At 72.8% G+C, this 19,331-nt stretch carries 14 protein-coding genes; 3 read left to right on the top strand and 11 right to left on the bottom strand.

All coding sequences use genetic code 11. From position 1 onward, the window contains the following. Positions 1–43: 43 nt before the first annotated feature. Positions 44–1,105, bottom strand: a complete 1,062-nt coding sequence (locus tag QIS96_RS35915) for an ABC-2 transporter permease (RefSeq protein WP_282547065.1) — start codon at positions 1,103–1,105, stop codon at positions 44–46. Between the two features lie 251 nt (positions 1,106–1,356). Here QIS96_RS35915 and QIS96_RS35910 point away from each other — a divergent pair, with 251 nt between their 5' ends. Beyond that, complete coding sequence (locus QIS96_RS35910; RefSeq protein WP_282547064.1) at positions 1,357–1,809, top strand: MarR family winged helix-turn-helix transcriptional regulator; 453 nt, start codon at positions 1,357–1,359, stop codon at positions 1,807–1,809. 45 nt (positions 1,810–1,854) lie between these two features. On the opposite strand, the gene QIS96_RS35905 is transcribed toward QIS96_RS35910, so the two are convergent. Both QIS96_RS35905 and QIS96_RS35900 read right to left on the bottom strand, forming a co-directional pair. Then, entirely contained in the window at positions 1,855–2,664 is an 810-nt protein-coding gene (locus QIS96_RS35905) for a VOC family protein (RefSeq protein WP_282547063.1), read from the bottom strand. A gap of 144 nt (positions 2,665–2,808) precedes the next feature. Further along, a complete protein-coding gene (locus tag QIS96_RS35900; RefSeq protein ID WP_282547062.1) occupies positions 2,809–3,585 on the bottom strand; it encodes a GNAT family N-acetyltransferase in 777 nt (258 codons plus the stop codon). 125 nt (positions 3,586–3,710) lie between these two features. On the opposite strand from QIS96_RS35900, the gene QIS96_RS35895 reads away from it, so the two are divergent. Next, a complete protein-coding gene (locus QIS96_RS35895; RefSeq protein ID WP_282547061.1) occupies positions 3,711–4,238 on the top strand; it encodes an MFS transporter in 528 nt (175 codons plus the stop codon). On the opposite strand, the gene QIS96_RS35890 is transcribed toward QIS96_RS35895, so the two are convergent. Next, on the bottom strand, positions 4,211–5,404 hold the full coding sequence (locus tag QIS96_RS35890; RefSeq protein WP_282547060.1) for a 4-hydroxybenzoate 3-monooxygenase: 1,194 nt from the start codon (positions 5,402–5,404) through the stop codon (positions 4,211–4,213). The genes QIS96_RS35895 and QIS96_RS35890 overlap by 28 nt on opposite strands. Positions 5,405–5,573: 169 nt before the next feature. Here QIS96_RS35890 and QIS96_RS35885 point away from each other — a divergent pair, with 169 nt between their 5' ends. Beyond that, a complete protein-coding gene (locus QIS96_RS35885) occupies positions 5,574–7,358 on the top strand; it encodes an IclR family transcriptional regulator domain-containing protein (RefSeq protein WP_282547059.1) in 1,785 nt (594 codons plus the stop codon). Positions 7,359–7,794: 436 nt separating this feature from the next. On the opposite strand, the gene QIS96_RS35880 is transcribed toward QIS96_RS35885, so the two are convergent. The 7 genes from QIS96_RS35880 to QIS96_RS35850 all read right to left on the bottom strand — a co-directional run bounded on the left by QIS96_RS35880 (position 7,795) and on the right by QIS96_RS35850 (position 19,280). Beyond that, on the bottom strand, positions 7,795–8,913 hold the full coding sequence (locus QIS96_RS35880) for an LCP family protein (protein ID WP_282547058.1): 1,119 nt from the start codon (positions 8,911–8,913) through the stop codon (positions 7,795–7,797). Positions 8,914–8,929: 16 nt separating this feature from the next. Then, positions 8,930–11,017: a bifunctional polysaccharide deacetylase/glycosyltransferase family 2 protein gene (locus QIS96_RS35875; protein WP_282547057.1), complete on the bottom strand. Its 2,088-nt coding sequence runs from the start codon at positions 11,015–11,017 to the stop codon at positions 8,930–8,932. Then, positions 11,014–11,355: a hypothetical protein gene (locus QIS96_RS35870; protein ID WP_282547056.1), complete on the bottom strand. Its 342-nt coding sequence runs from the start codon at positions 11,353–11,355 to the stop codon at positions 11,014–11,016. The genes QIS96_RS35875 and QIS96_RS35870 overlap by 4 nt, the downstream gene beginning before the upstream one ends. A gap of 639 nt (positions 11,356–11,994) precedes the next feature. After that, positions 11,995–12,978 (bottom strand): methylmalonyl Co-A mutase-associated GTPase MeaB, encoded by a 984-nt coding sequence (gene meaB / locus QIS96_RS35865; protein ID WP_282547055.1) that lies wholly within the window; start codon positions 12,976–12,978, stop codon positions 11,995–11,997. A 4-nt stretch (positions 12,979–12,982) separates the two neighbouring features. After that, positions 12,983–15,217, bottom strand: a complete 2,235-nt coding sequence (gene scpA / locus QIS96_RS35860) for a methylmalonyl-CoA mutase (protein WP_282547054.1) — start codon at positions 15,215–15,217, stop codon at positions 12,983–12,985. Continuing rightward, positions 15,217–17,067: a methylmalonyl-CoA mutase family protein gene (locus QIS96_RS35855; RefSeq protein ID WP_282547053.1), complete on the bottom strand. Its 1,851-nt coding sequence runs from the start codon at positions 17,065–17,067 to the stop codon at positions 15,217–15,219. Before QIS96_RS35855 ends, scpA begins: the two co-directional genes overlap by 1 nt. Before the next feature lie 749 nt (positions 17,068–17,816). Continuing rightward, positions 17,817–19,280: a cytochrome P450 gene (locus QIS96_RS35850; RefSeq protein WP_282547052.1), complete on the bottom strand. Its 1,464-nt coding sequence runs from the start codon at positions 19,278–19,280 to the stop codon at positions 17,817–17,819. Positions 19,281–19,331 lie beyond the last annotated feature (51 nt).

Below are 19,331 nucleotides of genomic sequence, written 5' to 3'. Positions count from 1 at the left end.
TCGCTCGGCCGGGCCCTTCCACGTCTGCGGCGCGCCGCGCGGATCAGACCGCGACGGCCTCCTCCATCTCCTCCTCGGCCTCGGCCGCTTCCTTGTCGGCCGCGCGCCCCGCCGGAGCCGGAGCCGAAGCAGGAGCAGGAACGGGAGCAGGAGCAGGAGCAGGAGCAGGAACCGCCCCCGTCGCGGGAGCCGAAGCGGCCTCCCCCCGCCGCCGCTCCGTGATCCCCGCGGCGGCCATCACCACGAGCCCCACGGCCAGCCAGGCGACCAGGACCCACACGTTGCGGGCCAGGCCGTGGCCGTCGAAGTAGACGAGGTCGCGTACGCCCTCGACGAAGCCGGCGCCGTTCCAGAAAGCGTGCAGCGAGGCGAAGAAGCCGTTCTGCAGCTCGGGCCGGAAGATCCCGCCGGAGCTGGTGAAGTTGAGCATCACGAACAGCACCATCACGCCGAGCGTCGTCCACCGCTTGAGGAAGGTGTGCAGGCCGACGCCGATGAACAGGATCGCCGCCGAGTACAGCCAGGACATCGCCCAGACGCCCCACAGGCCGTGGTCGACCAGGTGGAAGACCGGTCCCGCGAAGGCCGCGCCGATCAGGCTGACCACGAACGACGTACCGGCGACGAGCAGTGCGCGCAGCCGCATCGGCAGCGCGGAACCGGCGGCGCCGAGGGCCGCGACCGAGGCGTACGAGCCGATGCTGAGCGCGACAAGGAGGAAGAACACGCCCTGCCCGGTGGGGTCGCCGGAGGCGGGCGGCGCGACGTCGGTGACCTTCAGCGGTGTGCCCTGCGCGTCGGAGACCTTCGTGAAGACCTTCTCGACGGCGGAGGCGCTGGTGTCCGATCCGGCGGTGGCGACCAGCAGTTCGGGGTGCGCCTCGTCCATGACGTAAGCGCCGCTGACCGTACGGGAGTTGAGCGCGTCGACCGCCGCCGCGCGGCTGGGCACGGTGCGGACGTCGAGGCCGTCGCCCGCCTTGTCGTGCAGGGTCTGGGCGAGCACCTTGGCCTCGGGCCCCGCACCCACGACGGCGACCGGCATCTGGTGCGGCTCGGGGCTCGCGAACGCGCCGAGATACGCGAGGCCCATGCCGACGCACATCAGCAGCGGCGTGAGCAGATGCAGCAGGACATGGCGCAGCGCGCCCGGCGGGGTCGGCCCCCAGAGCCTCTCCCCCGTCGATGCACGCTCCGGCGCTCGCGCACCGGCCCCCGCGTCCTGGCGATGTGTTCCGCTCATGCTCCGCTTCCCGTCTCCGTCTCTGATAGTTGTGTTTTACAACTCTTCACTTACGTTGTACTTTACAACCATCAGCGGGTGAGGGCAACCGAACGAGGACCGGGACCAGAACGATGACGGCGTACAGCAGGGCCGAGGCACTGACCGTGATCCAGCGGGAGATGACGGCGTTCGCCCGCCGGGCCAGGGCGAGCGCGGCGCGCACGCACCCGGAGCTCTCCCTCGTCTCCTTCACGCTGCTCGCGCATCTGGAGGACCGGCAGGGCTGCCGCGCCACCGACCTGGCCGCGCACTATCTCCTCGACAAGTCGACGGTCAGCCGGCAGGTCGGCAACCTGGAGCGCCTCGGTTACGTGGAGCGGCGCACCGATCCGGAGGACCACCGCATCCAGGTCCTGCACCTCACCCCGAAGGGCGCCGAGATGCTCGCCCAGGCCGCGGAGAGCAGGCGGCGCGCGTTCGCCGCCCGCGTCGAGGACTGGGACGAGGCGGACCTGGAGCGGTTCGCGGAATATCTGCTGCGCTACAACGACACGGTGACCCGCGAGGACGGGACCGACGCCTAGCGGGTGTCCAGCCCTCTAGCTCCCCTGCGGTCAGCTCGCCTGCGGTCAGCTCCCCTGCGGCGCCTCGGCCGGGGTGAGGACGACGAAGTCCGCGCCCGCCGGGTCGACGCAGACCGCGAGCCGGCCGACGCCCTCCGCGTCGTCGGGGCCCATCTGGACGCTGCCGCCGTTCTGGGTGACCTTGGCGACCGCGGCGTCGCAGTCGGTGACATTGAAGACCGGGTGCCAGTACGGCCGGCCGTTCGCCAGGGCGAGGTGCTCCGCGGGCAGCTGCATGAGGCCGCCCTGCATACGGTCCTCGGGGAGGCCGGTCGGGGTGATCAGCGTGTACGTGCCTCCGCCGCCGGGCAGCTCCATGTCGCTGAACTGCCAGCCCAGGATGGGCCCGTAGAACTCCTTCGCTGCCGCGGCGTCGGTCGTGTAGAGCTCCGTCCAGGAGAGTGAGCCCGGCTCGTCGACCTTCTCGACGCCCGAGTCCTTGCCCGGCTGCCAGACCGCGAACTGGCCGCCCAGCGGGTCGCTGAACTGGGCCATGCGGCCCCAGTCGTCGAGGTCCATCGGCTCGACCCGGACCGTGCCGCCGGCCTGCTTGACGGCTTTCGTCGCGGCGTCCGCGTCGGGGACGTTGAAGTAGATCATCCAGGCGGAGCGCGCGCCCTCCTCGGTGAGCTTGCCGAGCCCGGCGACCAGCTTGCCGTCGCTGCGGAGCATGCCTCCTTCCATATCCCCTCCGTCGCCCATGGGCTCGTACTCCCAGCCGAGCACGGCGCCGTAGAAGGCCGCTGCGGCGGGGACGTCGGGAGCTCCGAGGTCCAGGAAACAGGGGGCACCGGGGGCGAAGTCGGTGGTGATCACAGCGAGATCCTTTCCATGCAGTGTTCGTGCGGGATGTCCGAACCGAGTGGGTGACTTCAGCCTGACACCCGGCACTGACACTCGCCCGTCGACCACCGCCCCGGTCCGCCTCCGGTCCGTCCCCGGTCCGGACGGCGAGCCGCCCTACGCGTCCCCTGGCACCCGGAGCCCGAAGAACGCCACCTCGCGGCGGAGCCGGAAGCCCAGCTGCTCGTAGAGGCGGATGGCGCCGGTGTTCTCCGCGCCGGTGTGCAGGAACGGCACCTCACCTCGGTCCCGGATGCCCGCCGAAACGGCGAGCACGAGCCGGCCCGCAAGGCCCTGGCCTCGGTACGCGGGGTCGGTGCAGACTCCGCTGATCTCGGCGTACCCCGTCGGCCGCAGCCGCTCCCCCGCCATCGCCACGAGCGCGCCGCCGCGCCGGACGCCCACGTACCCGCCGAGCTCGACGGTCCGCTCGAGGAACGGTCCGGGGCGGGTGCGCGCGACGAGGTCCAGCATCTCCGGGACGTCGGCGGGGCCGAGCGGCACGGCCTCCTCGTCGTACGCCGCCTGCACTCCGTCGTCGACCAGCTGCACGCCGGGCACGCGGAACGTCTCGGCCCAGCCCTCCGGCGGCACCACCTCGGTCGTCGCGGCGAGCGCGAACTCCCCGCCCGCGCCGACCAGTTCGGCGAGGTCGGCCCAGTCCTGGCCGTTCGGCTCGTCGGGCAGCGCGAGCCAGGGCGAGACGTCCGCGGGGAAGCGCAGCACCCGCCCCCGCCGCTCGGCGATCCCGGCCTGCGGCCCGGTGAGCGCGGCACGGGTGGGCCGGTCCAGGGGGTGGATCTCCGAGCGGACCTCCGAACGGTCCGGGGCGGGGGACGTCGCGACGGGGGACGTCGGGGCATGCGGATCTAGGGCGGGGTGCGCTGGGGTCATGTCGCGTGCAAGGTCCGACGGCCTCTGCGTATTCCCTGGCCGCATTCCCGTACGAGGACGTGGGATCCCGGCGGGACGCGGGGAGCCGCGGCGGGAGGCGGGGCGCGGGGGCAAGAGACGCCTCGGTGAGCTTCCTGCTCGTCATCAACGCGGGCGGGATCGTCGGCATGCTGATCGCGGGCCGTACAGCGGACCGGTTCGGCGCGGTGAAGGTGTCGGCGCTGTGGTTCGTGCTCACGGCCGCGGGTGCGCTGCTCCTGCGCGAGCACCTGCCGCTCGGCGTGACGTACGCGGTGGTGGCGGTCACCGGTGTGTGGCTGTTCAGCGCGCAGGTGATGGTGTACGCCGCGACCGGCACCGTCTACGGTTCCGGCGAGCGGGCCGCCGGGCTCGGCTGGGTGACCGGGGTGGGCCGGACCGGCGCGGTGCTCGGTCCGTGGCTGGGCGGGGCGCTCGCCGCCGACGGCAACGAGAGCTGGGGGTTCACGGCCTTCGCGGTGGCCGGCCTGGTGGGTGCGGCGGCGATCGCCCTCGTCCCCCTCGCAGGCCGGCTCGGCGACCGCCGCGCGCCCGCCCCGGATGCCTCGGACTCCGCGAACGCCCCGGACTCCCCCGGCCCCTCGGCTCAGTCCGGGATCGGCAACCCCGTGTAGTTCTCGGCCAGTTCGGCCGCCGCGTGCCGCGAGTTCGACACCTGCTCCAGTTGGGAGAGCTGGAGCCGGGTGTCGAACGGGCTCTGCTCCGGGTCGGCGTGCAGCGTCGTCGTCATGAAGTACGAGAAGTGCTCGGCACGCCAGACCCGGCGCAGGCAGGTGTCGGAGTACGAGTCGAGGAGCGCGGTGGAGCCGTCGCGGTAGCGGGCGGTCAGGGCGCGGGCGACGACGACGACGTCGGCGGCGGCGAGGTTGAGGCCCTTGGCGCCGGTCGGCGGGACGATATGGGCGGCGTCGCCCGCGAGCAGGACGCGCCCGTACCGCATCGGCTCGGTGACGTGGCTGCGCATCGGCAGGACCGACTTGGCGGTGATCGGGCCGCGCTCCAGTTTCCAGCCGGGCTCGGCGTCGACGGCGAGGCGGGCGTCGAGTTCGTCCCAGATGCGGGCGTCGGGCCACTCGCCGGGGTCGGTGCCGTTCGGGACCTGGAGGTAGAGGCGGCTCACGCTCGGCGAGCGCATGCTGGCGAGGGCGAAGCCGCGCTCCGAGTGGGCGTAGATCAACTCGTCGTAGACGGGCGGCGCTTCGGCGAGGACGCCGAGCCAGGAGTACGGATAGACGCGTTCGTACGTGCTGCGCACCGCCTCCGGGACGGCCCTTTTCACGACGCCGTGGAAGCCGTCGCAGCCGACGACGTAGTCGCAGCTGAGGGTGTGGTCGCGGCCCTCGTGGCGGTAGTGGACCACGGGCCTCTCGGTGTCCGCGCCGGTGACCGCGCGCACCTCGGCCTCGAACAACAGCGGCCCGCCGTCGGCGAGTTGGAGGGCGACGAGGTCCTTGACCACCTCGGTCTGCGCGTACACCATGACGCGCCGGCCGCCGGTCAGGGAGGGGAAGTCGACGCGGTGGGCACGGCGGTCGAAGCGCAGTTCTATGCCGTCGTGCGTGATGCCCTCCCGGTCCATACGGGCGCCGGCGCCGGCCTCGCGCAGGGCGTCGACGGTGGCCTGCTCCAGGATTCCGGCGCGCTGACGGCACTCGACGTACGCCCGGTCCCGGCTCTCCAGGACGACGGCGTCGACGCCCGCGCGGTGCAGCAGGCGGGCGAGCAGCAGGCCCGCGGGTCCCCCGCCGACGATCGCGACACTCGTGTGGTCGGGCTGCATCAGGGTCCTCCTCGGTGCGGGGCGCTCGGGCGAGGCGCCGCAATGCTAGGATCTGTTCGCCTAGTGAACTTGCGTTCATTTTTGAAGCGCCCCGAGTTTGCGCGCGCCCGGTCGTGATGTCAACGGCCCCTCGCGCGCACGGCTCGACCGCACCGCAGCGGAGTAGCCCATGGCCGTCACGCCCCCGCCCGCCGACCGTTCCATCGGCCTGCGTGCCGATCGCTCCCTCGACCTGACCGCCGACCGTCCCCTCGGCCTCACCGCCGACCCTTCCGGCGGCCTCACCGCCGCCCAGGGCGAGCCGCCGTCGGAGGCCGTCGGGCCGCTGCTGCGCGGGGTCGCCGTGCTGCGCGCGCTCGGGGCCGCCGACGGACGCCGCCCGGTCGGCGACCTGGCCCGCGCCACCGGCCTGGCCCGCTCCACGGTCGACCGCGTCACCGCGACCCTGGCCCGCATGGGATGCGTACGCCTCGACGCGCACACCGCGACGCTCGCCCCGCGCCTGATGGAGCTCGGCAACGCCTTCCTCGCGGCGCTGCACGTGCCGGGTCCGCTCGGGCCGCTCGCCGAGCGGCTCGCGGACGAGCTGGACGAGTCGGTGTCCCTGGCCGTGCCGGACGGCGACGGCATCCGCTTCGTGCACCAGTCGACGCGGCGCCGCGCCATGTCCCTCTCCTTCCGCATCGGCGACCTGCTGCCCGCCGAACGGACCGCGCCGGGCGCCCTGTTCGCCGCCGAGTGGACCGAGGAGCAGTGGGCGCGGTGGCGCGAGCGGCGCACCGCCGACCCGCTCGACCGGGGCTTCCCCGCCGTGCCGGAGCGGCCGGAGTCCGCGGCCGACGGGGCTCAACTGGCCTCCGTGTCCAAGGAGTTCGAGGAGCGGGCCGCCGAGGCCGGGGACGCCGGGCTCGCCGTCGACGACCAGCTGATCGAGCCCGGCCTGATCGCCCTCGCGCTGCCGGTGCGCGACCCGCGGGGCCGTACGGTGTGTGCGCTCAGCGTGGTCAGCCACACCAGCCGGCACAGCGCCGCGGCCCTGCGCCGCTCGCTGCTGCCCGGCGCGCGCCGCACCGTGGCCGCGATGGAGCGGCTCCTTCGCGAGCCCGCGACCCCGCGGCCCCGGCCGGAGAGCGGGCTCGCCGACTGGACCACCGCGTCCAAGCAGGAGCTGGGCTCCGGGTTCGTGGAGTCCCTCGCCCGTGGCTTGACCGTGCTCACCGCGTTCGACGAGGGGCGGGACGCGCTCAGCCTGTCCGCCGTCGCCGAGGCCACCGGGCTCGCCCGTGCGACCGCGCGCCGGGCCCTGCTGACCTACAAGCACCTGGGCCTGGTGCAGCGTGACGACCGCGCGTTCCGGCTCACGCCGCGCGTCCTCGACCTCGGGCACGCGCCGCTCTCGCGCAGCACGCTGCCGGACATCGCCTCGCCCCATCTGGCCACGCTGGTACGGGCGGTGCACGACTCGGCGTCGCTCGCGGTGCTCGACGGGGACGCCGTCCGGTACACGGCTCGGGTCGCCACCAGCCGCATCATGAGCGTGCACATCACCATCGGCTCGCGGCTGCCCGCGTACCCGACGTCGCTGGGACGCGTCCTGCTCGCCGGGCTGCCGGAGGCGGAGCGTGCGGCGCTGCTCGACGGGGCCGAACTGCGGGCCCTGACCCCGCACACGGTCACCGAGCGGGCGGCGCTCGACGCGCTCCTCTCCGAGGTCTCGGTTGCTCAACACGCGTTGGTCGACGAGGAGTTGGAGGAGGGGTTGCGGTCTCTGGCCGTGCCCGTGCGGGATGCTTCCGGGCGGGTGGTGGCTGCGGTGAATGTCGCTATGCACAGCAGTCGGCGGACGGTTGCGGAGGTTCGGGGTGAGGTGTTGCCCGCGCTGCGGGCGGCGGTGTCCCGCATCGAGGCCGACCTCCACATCGCGGGCCGCTTCTCCCAGATCCCCCTGACCTGACCCCTCCCCTGCGGACCTTGCAGACACCCCGGGGCTCCGCCCCGGACCCCGTTTTGGATCCCCTCCCCGCCCCTTCCCGAAAGACTGCCGTCGGCTACGGGGGCCAGCCCCCGAACCCCCGCTCCTCAAACGCCGGAGGGGCTGGATTTGGCGGGCCGGGACCTGCGACGAGTGCCCCGTCAGGGGCGCGGGGAACTGCGCGACCAGCCACCACCGCGCGGCAGGCGAACAAGAACCGGGACCGGGGCGAAGCCCCCGGTTCAGGGGCGCGGGGAACTGCGCAACCGGCCACCACGGCGCGGCAGGCGAGCGACGACCGGGGACCGGGGCGACAGCCCCGGAACAGGGGCGCGGGGAACTGCGCGACCAGCCACCACCGCGCAGCAGCCGAACAACAACCGGGGACCGGGGCGGGGGTGTGGGGCGACAGCGCTGGCTAGCCGACCGGCAGATCCCGCCGCAACCGATCGAACAGCTCCCGCGCCCTCCCCTCGTCCCACCGAATCGCACTCCCCTGCGGCGTGGGAACGCCGACCGCTGCCACCGGCACGTTGATGCGCCGGCCACGCCCGTCCGTCACGCCCTGCACCGCCCGTACCATCGACGCGAGTTGACGCAACGTCATGTCACGGTCGACGACCAGCGTGTCCAGGCCCGCGCCGAGCGCCGGGTAGAGGACCGTCGGGTCGAGCAGCGTGTCCGACGTGGCCGCCCGCTTCGCCAACGCGGCAAGGAACTTCTGCTGGTTGAGGGTGCGCCCCAGGTCCCCCTCCGCCTCCTGGTGGCGTTGCCGTACGAACGCGAGGGACTCACCGCCGTCCAGCTGCTGGCACCCCTTGCGGAGGTCGGCGCCCGACTTCTCGTCGCGGATGGCGCGCGGCAGGCACATCCGCACCCCGCCGACCGCGTCGACGATCTTCACGAACCCGGCGAAGCCGATCTCCGCGTAGTGGTCGATGCGCAGGCCGGTGTTGAACTCCACGGTGCGCGCGAGGAGTTCGGGCCCGCCGTGCGAGAAGGAGGCGTTGAGCTTGCTCTGCGCCGGTTTCGTGCGCTTGCCCGTGGACGTGCGCAGATACGCGGGCACGGTCACCCACGAGTCGCGCGGCAGGCTCACCATGGTCGTGCCGGACTCGCCGGTGTGCAGCAGGATCATCGAGTCCGTACGCCGCCCGGAGACCGCCCCGGTGTGCAGGTCCCGCTGCTCCTCGGCGGTGAGCCCCGCGCGGCTGTCGGAGCCGACGATCAGATACGTGGTGCCCTTGCCGGGCGGCGGGCGGTGCCCGTGTGTGCCGAGGTCGACGTCCCGGTTGAGGCGCGTGTCGGCCCAGGCATACGTGCCGAACGGCACGCCGAGGAGCAGCGCGAGCAGGACCAGGACGAGGCGGCGCAGCGGCCGGCGGCGTCTGCGCCGGCGCGGGCGCGAGCGGACCGCCCGGCGCGGCGGCGGGCGCAGGAGCACCTCGTCGGCTGTCTCGTCCTGCCACAGGGGCCCGGTCACGTCGACGACCGGGCCCGCGCGCAAACTTTGCCGGTACTGGTGCTGGTGCTGCATGGGTGTTCTCCCTTCGTCAACGGGCGGACGTGCTCAGCGAGCGGCGGTCGCCCTCCTCCAGGAGGTGCTGGTCGCCGGTGCCGGTGCGGAGCATGCGGTGCCACTTGAGGCGGGTGCCGAGCAGCGCGGTGATCACCGACTGGATGACCACGAGGTAGAGCAGCTGCCGGTAGACGAACAACTGCAGGGGCAGCGACCAGAGTTCACGCAGTCGCTCCCCGTCGAGCCGCAGCGCGTACCCGGCGGTGACGAGCTGTACGACGAGGAAGCCCAGCCACACCAGGAGGGCCTGGGTGGGGTCGCGGAAGCACAGGCCGTAGAGCGCGAACACGTCGACGACCGGCGCGAACAGCGGCAGGACCACCTGGAACAGGGTCAGGTAGGTGAGGCCGCGGCGGCCGAAGCGGCCCGCCGGGCCGACCTCCAGGAGGGACCTGCGGTGCTTCCACATGGACTGCAGCGTGCCGTAGCACCAGCGGTAGCGCTGCCGCCACAACTGGCCGATGCTGCTGGGCACTTCGGTCCAGGCGATCGCGGACTCCTCGTACACGACGCGCCAGCCGGCCCGCCACAGCGACATCGTCAGGTCGGTGTCCTCGGCGAGGGTGTCCTCGCTGACGCCGCCGACGCCCATCAGGGCGTCGCGACGGAACGCGCCGATCGCGCCCGGCACGGTCGGCATGCACTCCAGGACCTCGAACATCCTGCGGTCCAGGTTGAAGCCGATGACGTATTCGAGGTGCTGCCAACGGCCGAGCAGGGAACGGCGGTTGCCGACCTTGGTGTTGCCGCTGACCGCGCCGACCGCCGGGTGCGCGAGCGGCTGGACGAGTCGGAACAGCGCGTCGGGTTCGAAGACGGTGTCCGCGTCGACCATCACCACGATGTCGTGCCGGGCGTACCCCAGGCCGGTGTTGAGGGCCCTGGGTTTGCCGCCGTTGGGCTGGCGTACGAGCGTCACGCGCGGGTCGTCGAAGGCCGCGACGATCTCCGCGGTGCGGTCGGTGGAGCCGTCGTCGATCACGACGATCTCCAGGCGCGGGTAGAACGAGGCGAGCAGGGAGCGGACGGTGGCGTCGATGCCCGCCTCCTCGTTGTGCGCGGGCACGAGCACCGTCACCGGGTCGTGCACCTCCCGCAGCCGGGGCGCGCCGGGCCGCAGCCGGTCGACGCGGCGCACGTGGGCGCGCGCGAACACGGCGAGCAGCAGCAGCCGCAGTACGCCGAGCACCCCTGCGACGCCGAGCACCCAGGCCATGGCGCGGGTGAAGGCGTGCCCGAGGGTCTGCGCCCACAACAGGCCCTCACCCTTGAGGCGTTCGGCGACGCCGACCGGGGTGGTGAGCGTGGGCCGGCCGAGCCCCTCGGTAACGGTGGTGAACTTGTCGACGCGCGGGTTGCTCAGCAGGGCCCGCGCCTCCCCGTGGCCGAGTGCGGTGTGGCTGTACTGCCGGATCACGCCCTCGGAGGGCCTGCGGGATTTGTGGTCGGCGGCGACGATCAAGTAGCCCTGGTCCGCGGACCGTTCGGCCGCCCGCCACTCGGCGCCGCACAGGGTGTCGGCGGCGGTGGTGTGCGGCAGCCGCAGCAGCCGCGTGTTCACCCCGGCCGTGCCCGCGAACGCGGTCTGCGTGAGGGCGAGTTCCATGCGGGCGCGGAGTGCGGACGCGGTGCCGAGATCGCCGCCGGTGTAGGTGTACGAGCCGATCTCGTGGCCCTCGGCCCTGATCCGCCGGACCAGGGCCGGGTGCCGGGTGGCGCGGGACCCGTACAGGAAGAACGTCGCGTGCGCGTCGTGCTCGCGCAGCAGGTCGAGCAGGCGCGGCGTCCAGTACGGGTCGGGGCCGCCGTTGAAGGTGAGCGCGGCCGTGCGCGGCGGCATGCCCGCGGTCTCGATGGCGCCGCCGGTGATGCGAAGCACCGGCTCGCCGTCGTCGGCGGCCGCGGGTACGGGCCGTGTGCACGGTTCCTTGGAGCGCGCGGCGTCGACCTCGTGCGTGGTCCAGCCCTCGAAGAGGAGGCTGATGGTGACCACGGGCAGCACGAGGAACAGCAGGATCCAGTGCCCTCGCGGGGTACGGCGCAGCGCGTGCCTGGGGCTCACCGCCCGTCCCGCGGCGGGGCGGGCACGGTGGTGGGTGCGGTGGTGGGTGCGGTGGTTGTGGGTGTGGGGGTGGAGGGTTCGTTCGGCCGGCTCTGCTCGTCGTCGGGGACGGTGGTGTCGTGGCGGGCGTTGGTGGTGTGCAGCGGTACGTCCATGCGCGGGGGTGCGGTGCCTGCGGGCTGCCGTACTGCGTCGACGAGGACGACGAGGAACATCAGGTAGCCCGCGCAGGCGCAGCCGAGCACGGCGGCGAGCTGGCGCAGCACTCGTCTGCGCCGCCCCGCACGCTCGATGAACACCGGGCGGTTGCGGCGTCCGCGCCGCCTGGCGGGGGTCATGCGCTCAGGAGGGAGTTGGGGTTTTCGGGTATGCCTGTGGGGGGTGTGGCGCCGAACACTGGTAGCTCCTGTGGGGGGTGCTGTGTGGGGGGTTGTGTCGCGGTGCGGCGGTCACGCGTGGTCAGTGCGTGGCGTCGCAGGCGACGATACGGCGCAGTTGTGACGTGCGGTGATCGTTCTTGGTTCCTTTTCGTCAAGAACCTGCCGCGGGCGGGTACACGCCCCGGCCCCCCGCTCCCCGGGGCTCTGCCCCGGACCCCGTTCCAGATCCCCACCCCGCCCCTTCCCGAAAGACTGCCGTCGGCACGGGGGCCAGCCCCCGGACCCCCGCTCCTCAAACGCCGGAGAGGCTGAATTTTGCCGGGGTGGGGAGGGCTGGATTGTGCGGGCTGGGGCTGCGCTGAGCGCCCCAACAGGGGCGCGGGGAACTGCGCGACCAGCCACCACGACGCGGCAGCCGAAAAACAACCCGGGACGGGGGCGAAGCCCCCACCAGGGGCGCGGGGAACTGCGCGAGCGGCCACGACGGCGCGGCAGCCGAGAAACGACCCAGGGACCGGGGCGGAGCCCCGCCAAGGGGCGCGGGGAACTGCGCGCGGCCGGAAAACGACCGGGGGCCGGGGCGGAGACCCGGTGGGGTTAGCTTCTGAAAGCCCGCAGGATTTCCTCCGCCGCCAGCGTCGCCGTCAACTCCCCTCCCCTGACCCGCCGTTCAAGATCAGGCCCGAGATCGCGAACCTTCGGATGGGCATGCAGGCGCTGCAAAAGCTCGTCGTGGACCATGTTCCAGGTCCAGTCGACCTGCTGATCCCGGCGCTTGGCGGCAAGCCGCCCCGTCGAGTCGAGGAGTTCCCGGTGCTGCTCAAGGCGGTCCCAGACCGTGTCGAGCCCCGTGGACTCGCGCGCGCTGCAGCTGAGGACGGGCGGAGTCCAGGCCGCGTCCGCCGGATGCATCAGGCGCAGCGCGCCCGCGAGTTCACGCGCGGCCGAGCGGGCGTCGCGTTCGTGCGGGCCGTCGGCCTTGTTGACCGCCAACACGTCGGCCAGTTCGAGGACGCCCTTCTTGATGCCCTGCAGCTGGTCGCCCGTACGGGCAAGCGTCAGCAGCAGGAACGAGTCGACCATGTTGGCGACGGCCGTCTCGGACTGCCCGACGCCGACGGTCTCCACGAGGATCACGTCGTACCCGGCGGCCTCCATCACCACCACCGACTCGCGCGTGGCCTTCGCAACTCCGCCCAGGGTGCCCGCACTTGGGGAGGGCCGGACGAAGGCGTTCGGGTCGACGGACAGGCGCTCCATCCGGGTCTTGTCGCCCAGGATGGAGCCGCCCGTACGGGTCGAGGACGGGTCGACGGCGAGGACCGCGACCCGGTGCCCGAGCGAAGTCAGCATCGTGCCGAGCGCGTCGATGAACGTCGACTTGCCGACGCCCGGCACACCGCTGATGCCGATCCGCCGGGCCCGCCCGGAGTGCGGTAGGAGCCGTGTCAGCAACTCCTGGGCGTGCGTGCGGTGGTCGGGCCGGGTGGACTCGACGAGGGTGATGGCGCGCGCGATGTGCGCGCGCTTCCCGTCGAGCACGCCCTTCACGTACCCGTCGATGTCGATCGGCTTCGCCATCGGATCAACGCCCGGCGGGCTCGTGGCCGAGCTGCTCGCCGAGCTGCTCCACCAGGTCGTACGCCGCGTCCGGGATGACCGTGCCGGGCGGGAAGACCGCCGTGGCGCCCATCTCCAGGAGCGTGGGCACGTCCTGCGGCGGGATGACGCCGCCGACGACGATCATGATGTCCTCGCGCCCCTCGGCGGCCAGCTCCTCCCGCAGCGCCGGTACGAGCGTCAGATGCCCGGCCGCGAGCGAGGAGACGCCGACGATGTGCGCGTCCGCCTCGACCGCCTGCCGCGCCACCTCCGCCGGGGTCTGGAACAGCGGGCCGACGTCGACGTCGAAGCCGAGGTCGGCGAAGGCGGACGCGATGACCTTCTGGCCGCGGTCGTGGCCGTCCTGGCCCATCTTGGCGACGAGGATGCGCGGGCGGCGGCCCTCCTCCTCCTCGAAGGAGTCGACGAGGGCGCGGGTGCGCTCCACGGACGGGGACTGGCCTGCTTCGTTGCGGTACACGCCGGAGATCGTACGGATCTGGCCCGCGTGCCGCCCGTACACCTTCTCCAGTGCGTCCGAGATCTCACCGACGGTGGCCTTGGCGCGGGCCGCGTTCACCGCCAACTCCAGGAGATTTCCGGTGGATTCGGCGGCGGCGCGGGTCAGGGCGTCGAGGGCGTCCTGGCAGGCCTGGCCGTCGCGCTCCTCGCGGAGGCGGCGCAGCTTCTCGATCTGCTGGGCGCGGACCGAGGAGTTGTCGACCTTGAGGACCTCGATCTGCTCGTCGTTCTCGACGCGGTACTTGTTCACGCCGATCACGGGCTGCCGGCCGGAGTCGATGCGGGCCTGGGTGCGGGCCGCGGCCTCCTCGATGCGCAGCTTGGGGATGCCCGCGTCGATGGCCTTGGCCATGCCGCCGGCCTGCTCGACCTCCTGGATGTGCTGCCAGGCGCGGCGCGCGAGGTCGTACGTGAGCTTCTCGACGTACGCGCTGCCGCCCCACGGGTCGATCGTCCGCGTCGTGCCGGACTCCTGCTGGATGAGGAGCTGGGTGTTGCGGGCGATGCGCGCCGAGAAGTCGGTGGGCAGCGCGAGCGCCTCGTCGAGGGCGTTGGTGTGCAGCGACTGGGTGTGGCCCTGGGTTGCGGCCATGGCCTCGACGCACGTACGCGTGACGTTGTTGAACACGTCCTGCGCGGTGAGCGACCAGCCCGAGGTCTGTGAATGGGTGCGCAGGGAGAGGGACTTGGCGTTCTTCGGGTCGAACTGCTTGACCAGCTTCGCCCACAGCAGGCGGGCGGCGCGGAGCTTGGCGACCTCCATGAAGAAGTTCATGCCGATCGCCCAGAAGAAGCTGAGGCGAGGCGCGAACGCGTCCACGTCCAGGCCGGCTTCCTGCCCGGCGCGCAGGTACTCCACGCCGTCGGCGAGGGTGTACGCCAGCTCCAGGTCGGCCGTCGCGCCCGCCTCCTGGATGTGGTAGCCGGAGATGGAGATGGAGTTGTAGCGCGGCATCCGCTGCGAGGTGTACGCGAAGATGTCGGAGATGATCCGCATCGACGGCTTCGGCGGATAGATGTAGGTGTTGCGGACCATGAACTCCTTGAGGATGTCGTTCTGGATGGTCCCGGCCAACTTCTCGGGCGGTACGCCCTGTTCCTCCGCCGCCACGATGTACAGCGCCAGTACGGGGAGCACCGCGCCGTTCATCGTCATCGACACGGTCATCTTGTCCAGCGGGATGCCGTCGAAGAGCTGCCGCATGTCGTAGATGGAGTCGATGGCGACGCCCGCCATGCCGACGTCACCGGTCACGCGCGGGTGGTCGCTGTCGTACCCGCGGTGCGTGGGCAGGTCGAAGGCGACGGAGAGGCCCTTCTGCCCGGCGGCGAGGTTGCGCCGGTAGAAGGCGTTGGACTCCTCGGCCGTGGAGAAACCGGCGTACTGCCGGATCGTCCAGGGCTGGTTGACGTACATCGTCGGGTACGGGCCACGCAGGTACGGGGCCACGCCCGGGTACGTGCCGAGGAAGTCCAGGCCCTCCAAGTCCCGCCCCGTGTACAGGGGTTGGACGGCGATGCCCTCGGGAGTCTCCCACGTCAGGTCGTCGACCGACTTGCCCGTGGACTCCTTGACGGCGGCGCGCCACTCGTCGCCGGAGCCCGCGGGGGCGCCGGTGCCGAGGCCGATGACGGAGAAGTCGGGGATCTGCGAACTACTCTGCGGGCTCTGCTGGTCCGGCTGCTGGTTCGGCATCACGCCACTCCCATGCGGTCGAGGGTGGAGGTGAGGACGGCGACCGCGTCGCAGCCCGCGAACACATATGCGTCGACGCCGGCGCGCTCGGCGGGCTTCCCGGCGAGGAACACCCGCTGCGCGCCCGCCTGTTGGAGGGCCTTCGCGACGGCCTCGGCCTGCTCCTCGTACAGCGCGTCGCTGGAGCAGATGCAGGCCACGCCCGCGCCGCTGGCCTTGAACGCCTCGGCGACGGTGTCCGCGTCGACGGTGACCGGGTCGTGGACGGGCTCGATGCCGCCCGCCTGGAAGAGGTTGGCGGCGAACGTGGCGCGCGCGGTGTGGGCGGCGGCCGGGCCGAGGGCGGCGAGGAACGTCTTGGGTCGGGTGCCGGTCGCGTCGAGGTGTGCGTCGGAGCGGGCGCGCAGCGCCTCGTACTGCTCGTCGCGGCGCACCCTCGGCAGGCCGCCGGTGAGCGGGGCGGGGGCGGGCTCGCGGACGACGGGCTTCTCGGCGAGGTGCGGGAACTCGCTGACGCCGGTGACGGGTTCGCGGCGGGTGGCGAGCTTGGCGCTGCGCGCGGCCCAGGTGGCGGCGAGCCGGTCGCGTACGAAACCGGAGCGCAGGGCCGCCGCCTGGCCGCCCTCGCGCTCGATCTCCTGGAAGAACTCCCAGGCGGCGTGGGCGAGTTCGTCGGTGAGCCGCTCCACGTACCAGGAGCCGCCGGCCGGGTCGACGACGCGGGCGAGGTGCGACTCCTCCAACAGGATCGTCGAGGTGTTGCGGGCGATGCGGCGCGCGAACGCGTCGGGCACGCCGAGCTCCGCGTCGAAGGGCAGGACGGTCACGGAGTCCGCGCCGCCGACGCCCGCGGCGAGGGTGGCGACCGTGGTGCGCAGCATGTTCACCCACGGGTCGCGGCGGGTCATCATCACCGGCGACGTCACGGTGTGCTGTCGCTGCGCGCCGTCGGCGGGCGCCCCGCAGACCTCCGCGATACGGGCCCAGAGGCGGCGGGCGGCGCGCAGCTTGGCGATGGTGAGGAACTGGTCGGCGGTGGCCGCGTACCTGAACTCCAGCTGGCCGAGGGCCTGTTGGAGACCAAGGCCGGAGTCGGTGAGCTGCCTGAGGTAGGCGAGTCCGGTGGCGAGGGAGCAGCCCAGCTCTTCCGCCGCCGAGGCGCCGGCCTCGTGGTACGGCAGGGCGTCCACGGCGAGGGCGCGGACACCGGGGTACTCGCGGGTGCAGCGGGCGGCGAGGTCGGCGGCGGGCGCCGCGTCCAACTCCTCGCCGGTACGGGCCTCGTGGCCGAGCGGGTCGGCACCGAGGGTTCCGCTCGCCTGCTCGGCGGTGATGCCGCGCTCGGCGTACAGACGCAGCAACTCCCTTGCGGCGTCGGCGTATTCGGCTCCTGCGTCGAGGGCGACGGGTGCGAGATCGAGATAGACGCCGTCGAGGGCGCGGGCGAGGCCGGAAACGGGGACGCCGCCGTGGCCGACGGTCAGCCAGACCGAGGTGGCGCCGTTCTCCAGGTCGGCGAGGACCGCCTCGTTGACGCGCGCCGGGTCGGCGTCGGCGTGCCGCTGCCGCACGTCCCAGCCCGCGGCGGCACCGCCCTGCGGCCTGCCGCCCCGCACGAACGGGGCGAAGCCGGGGTGGCCGGTGTCCGGCGCGGGGTCGTGGGACGTGTAGAGGGGGCGGGTGCTGAGCCCGTCCTCGAGTGCGGTGGAGAGGGCGTCTTCGGCCGCCGTGCCCGAGAATTCCTTGCCCGACTTGCGCAGTACGCCCGACACCAGGGCCTGCCACTGCTCGTGGGTCGCATCAGGGAACTCGGCGGCCAGCGAAAGCCCGTCGTCAGGCAGGACCGTCATGGCTCGGATGTTAGGGCACGTTCACAGCCGAGCAGCAGTGCCAACCGCTGTGACCTTGCCCTCTCCGGGCGGCTCTTGATCACGCGACCGCGGTGACCTATCGCGCCGCTCGCCCCGAGAACAACCCCGGGGGCTACGCCCCCGCCCCCCACTCCCCGGGCCTCCGCCCCGGACCCCGCCTTGATCCCCTCCCCGCCCCTTCCCGAAAGACTGCCGTCGGCTCCTGGGGGCCAGCCCCCAGACCCCCGCTCCTCAAACGCCAGAGGGGCTGAATTTGGCGGGGTAGGACTGGATTTGCCGGGGAGGGGCGGGCTTTAAGGGGCGCGGGGCTGTGACATGTGCGGCTCCGCCGCGTGGGCGCGACCAGCCACCACTGCGGGAAAGCCGAACAACGGCCGGGGACGGGGCGAAGCCCCGAACAGGGGCGCGGGGAACTGCGCGACCGGCCACGACGGTCGGAGTGCCGAACGACGGCCGGGGCTTTTGGGGGGGGCGCGGGGAACTGCGCGATCAGCCACGACAGCGTGGCAGACGAACGACCGGCCCAGGGCTTCGGGGTGAAGCCCCGGGTCCTTCAGGGGCGCGGGGAACTGCGCGAGCAACCACGACGAAGCCGGCAGCCGAACGACGGCCAGGGACGGGGCGAAGCCCCGAAGCGGGGTCCGGGGGCGACACCCCCAGGCAGGGGCGCGAGGGGGGGGCGGCAGCCGCAGGTGGGGGTTCGGGGGCGGTAGGCCCCGGGAGAGAACTCAGCGGCGGGACAAGTTGAGCCTCAACCCCTCCGGCATCAACGTCAACCGCTCCGCGACCCGCAACCGATACCCCGGCTCCCCCCGCAAGTCGTAGCGCCGCAACAACAACCCGAGCACCAACGTCGCCTCATGCAGCGCGAACTGACGCCCGATGCACGCCCGCGCCCCCGTCCCGAACGGCTTGAACACATGCGCGGGACGCGCCCGTACCGCCTTCGGGTCGAAGCGGTCCGGGTCGAAGGAGTCCGCGTCCGGCCCCCACGCCTCCGGGTCGCGGTGCATGCTCATCGCGAGGACGAGCGCCCACGCCCCGCGCCGCATCGGATGCTCACCGCCGAGCACCGTGTCGTGCCGCGCCTCGCGGGCGAAGCCGGGCGCGGTCGGCCACAGGCGCAGCGACTCGTCCAGGACCCGCCGCAGATAGCGCAGCTTCGCCACGTCCTCGTACGCCGGTTCCGACTTGCCCGCCCAGACCCGGTCCACCTCTTCCTGCGCGCGGGCGAGGACCTGGCGGTCGCGGGCGAGGTGGTGCAGGGCGAAGGAGAGCGCGCCGGAGGTGGTCTCGTGCCCGGCGACGAGGAACGTGATGACCTGCCGCCGGATGTTCTCGGCGGTGAGCCGCTCCCCCGTCTCGGGGTGGGCGACCTGCAGCATCCGGTCGAGCAGGTCCCGCAGTTCACCGCCGCCGCCCTCGGCCTGCCGCGCGGCGACGACCTCGTCGACGGTGCGGTTGAGGTACGCCATGTCCGCCTCGTTGCGCCGGGTCGCCGCGCGCAGCACGAGCGGGGCGAGCGGGCCGGGCACCACGTTGCGGCGCTGCGCGAAGGCGAGGGTGCCGACCATCGCGGTCACGAAGGGGTGCGGGCGCTCCCGCTCGAACGAGCCGAAGTCGTACCCGAATCCGGTGCGCGCGATGGTCTCCAGGGTCAGTTTCGTCATGTCCCCGGGCACGTCCACCGCCCGGCCCGCGCGCTCCCGCTCGTCCCAGCGCTCGGTGAGCCGCCCGGCCACGTCGAGCATCAGCCGGTGGTACCCGGCCATGGCGTCCCGGTGGAAGCCGGGCGCGAGAACGTCGTGCGCGAGCTGCCAGTTGGGCTCGTGGTTGTACGCGGTGAAGAGGCCGTCCCCGGCGACCGGCCGCAGGTTGGCGACGCCGAGCCCGACGTGCTTCGCGAACCGGGACTCGTCCGCCAGGTCCGCGGCGAGGGCGGCCCCGCCGACGAAGACGATCTCCTTGCCGAAGGCCTTGCGCCGGAAGATCGGGCCGAGCTCGCGGGCGAACCGCATCGAGTCCTGCACGGGCCTGCGCACGGTCGCCCCGACCACGTCGCCGAGCAGCGGGATCCGGCGCGGCGGGTGCGGGATGCGGTCGAGCTCCGGCCAGCCCTGCTGCGCGCTGCGGAAGCCCTTGGGCAGCGCGGCGCCCCCGTCCGGTGCCGCCGCCTCGGTGATCTGCGCCATCTGCCCCAACTCCCCTGCCACGACCGCCGATTGCACTATTGGATTCGAGTT

It is taken from the genome of Streptomyces cavernicola (genome assembly GCF_029968035.1).
GTDB classification, from domain to species: Bacteria; Actinomycetota; Actinomycetes; order Streptomycetales; family Streptomycetaceae; genus Streptomyces; species Streptomyces cavernicola.
This window is presented reverse-complemented; position numbering and strand designations above follow the sequence as displayed.

Coding starts and splice junctions, on each gene's coding strand:
- QIS96_RS35870 (WP_282547056.1), bottom strand. CDS start 11,355: ATGACCCCCGCCAGGCGGCGCGGACGCCGCAACCGCCCGGTGTTCATC.
- QIS96_RS35850 (WP_282547052.1), bottom strand. CDS start 19,280: ATGGCGCAGATCACCGAGGCGGCGGCACCGGACGGGGGCGCCGCGCTG.
- QIS96_RS35910 (WP_282547064.1), top strand. CDS start 1,357: ATGACGGCGTACAGCAGGGCCGAGGCACTGACCGTGATCCAGCGGGAG.
- QIS96_RS35885 (WP_282547059.1), top strand. CDS start 5,574: ATGGCCGTCACGCCCCCGCCCGCCGACCGTTCCATCGGCCTGCGTGCC.
- meaB (WP_282547055.1), bottom strand. CDS start 12,978: ATGGCGAAGCCGATCGACATCGACGGGTACGTGAAGGGCGTGCTCGAC.
- scpA (WP_282547054.1), bottom strand. CDS start 15,217: ATGCCGAACCAGCAGCCGGACCAGCAGAGCCCGCAGAGTAGTTCGCAG.
- QIS96_RS35880 (WP_282547058.1), bottom strand. CDS start 8,913: ATGCAGCACCAGCACCAGTACCGGCAAAGTTTGCGCGCGGGCCCGGTC.
- QIS96_RS35900 (WP_282547062.1), bottom strand. CDS start 3,585: ATGACCCCAGCGCACCCCGCCCTAGATCCGCATGCCCCGACGTCCCCC.
- QIS96_RS35890 (WP_282547060.1), bottom strand. CDS start 5,404: ATGCAGCCCGACCACACGAGTGTCGCGATCGTCGGCGGGGGACCCGCG.
- QIS96_RS35915 (WP_282547065.1), bottom strand. CDS start 1,105: ATGTGCGTCGGCATGGGCCTCGCGTATCTCGGCGCGTTCGCGAGCCCC.
- QIS96_RS35855 (WP_282547053.1), bottom strand. CDS start 17,067: ATGACGGTCCTGCCTGACGACGGGCTTTCGCTGGCCGCCGAGTTCCCT.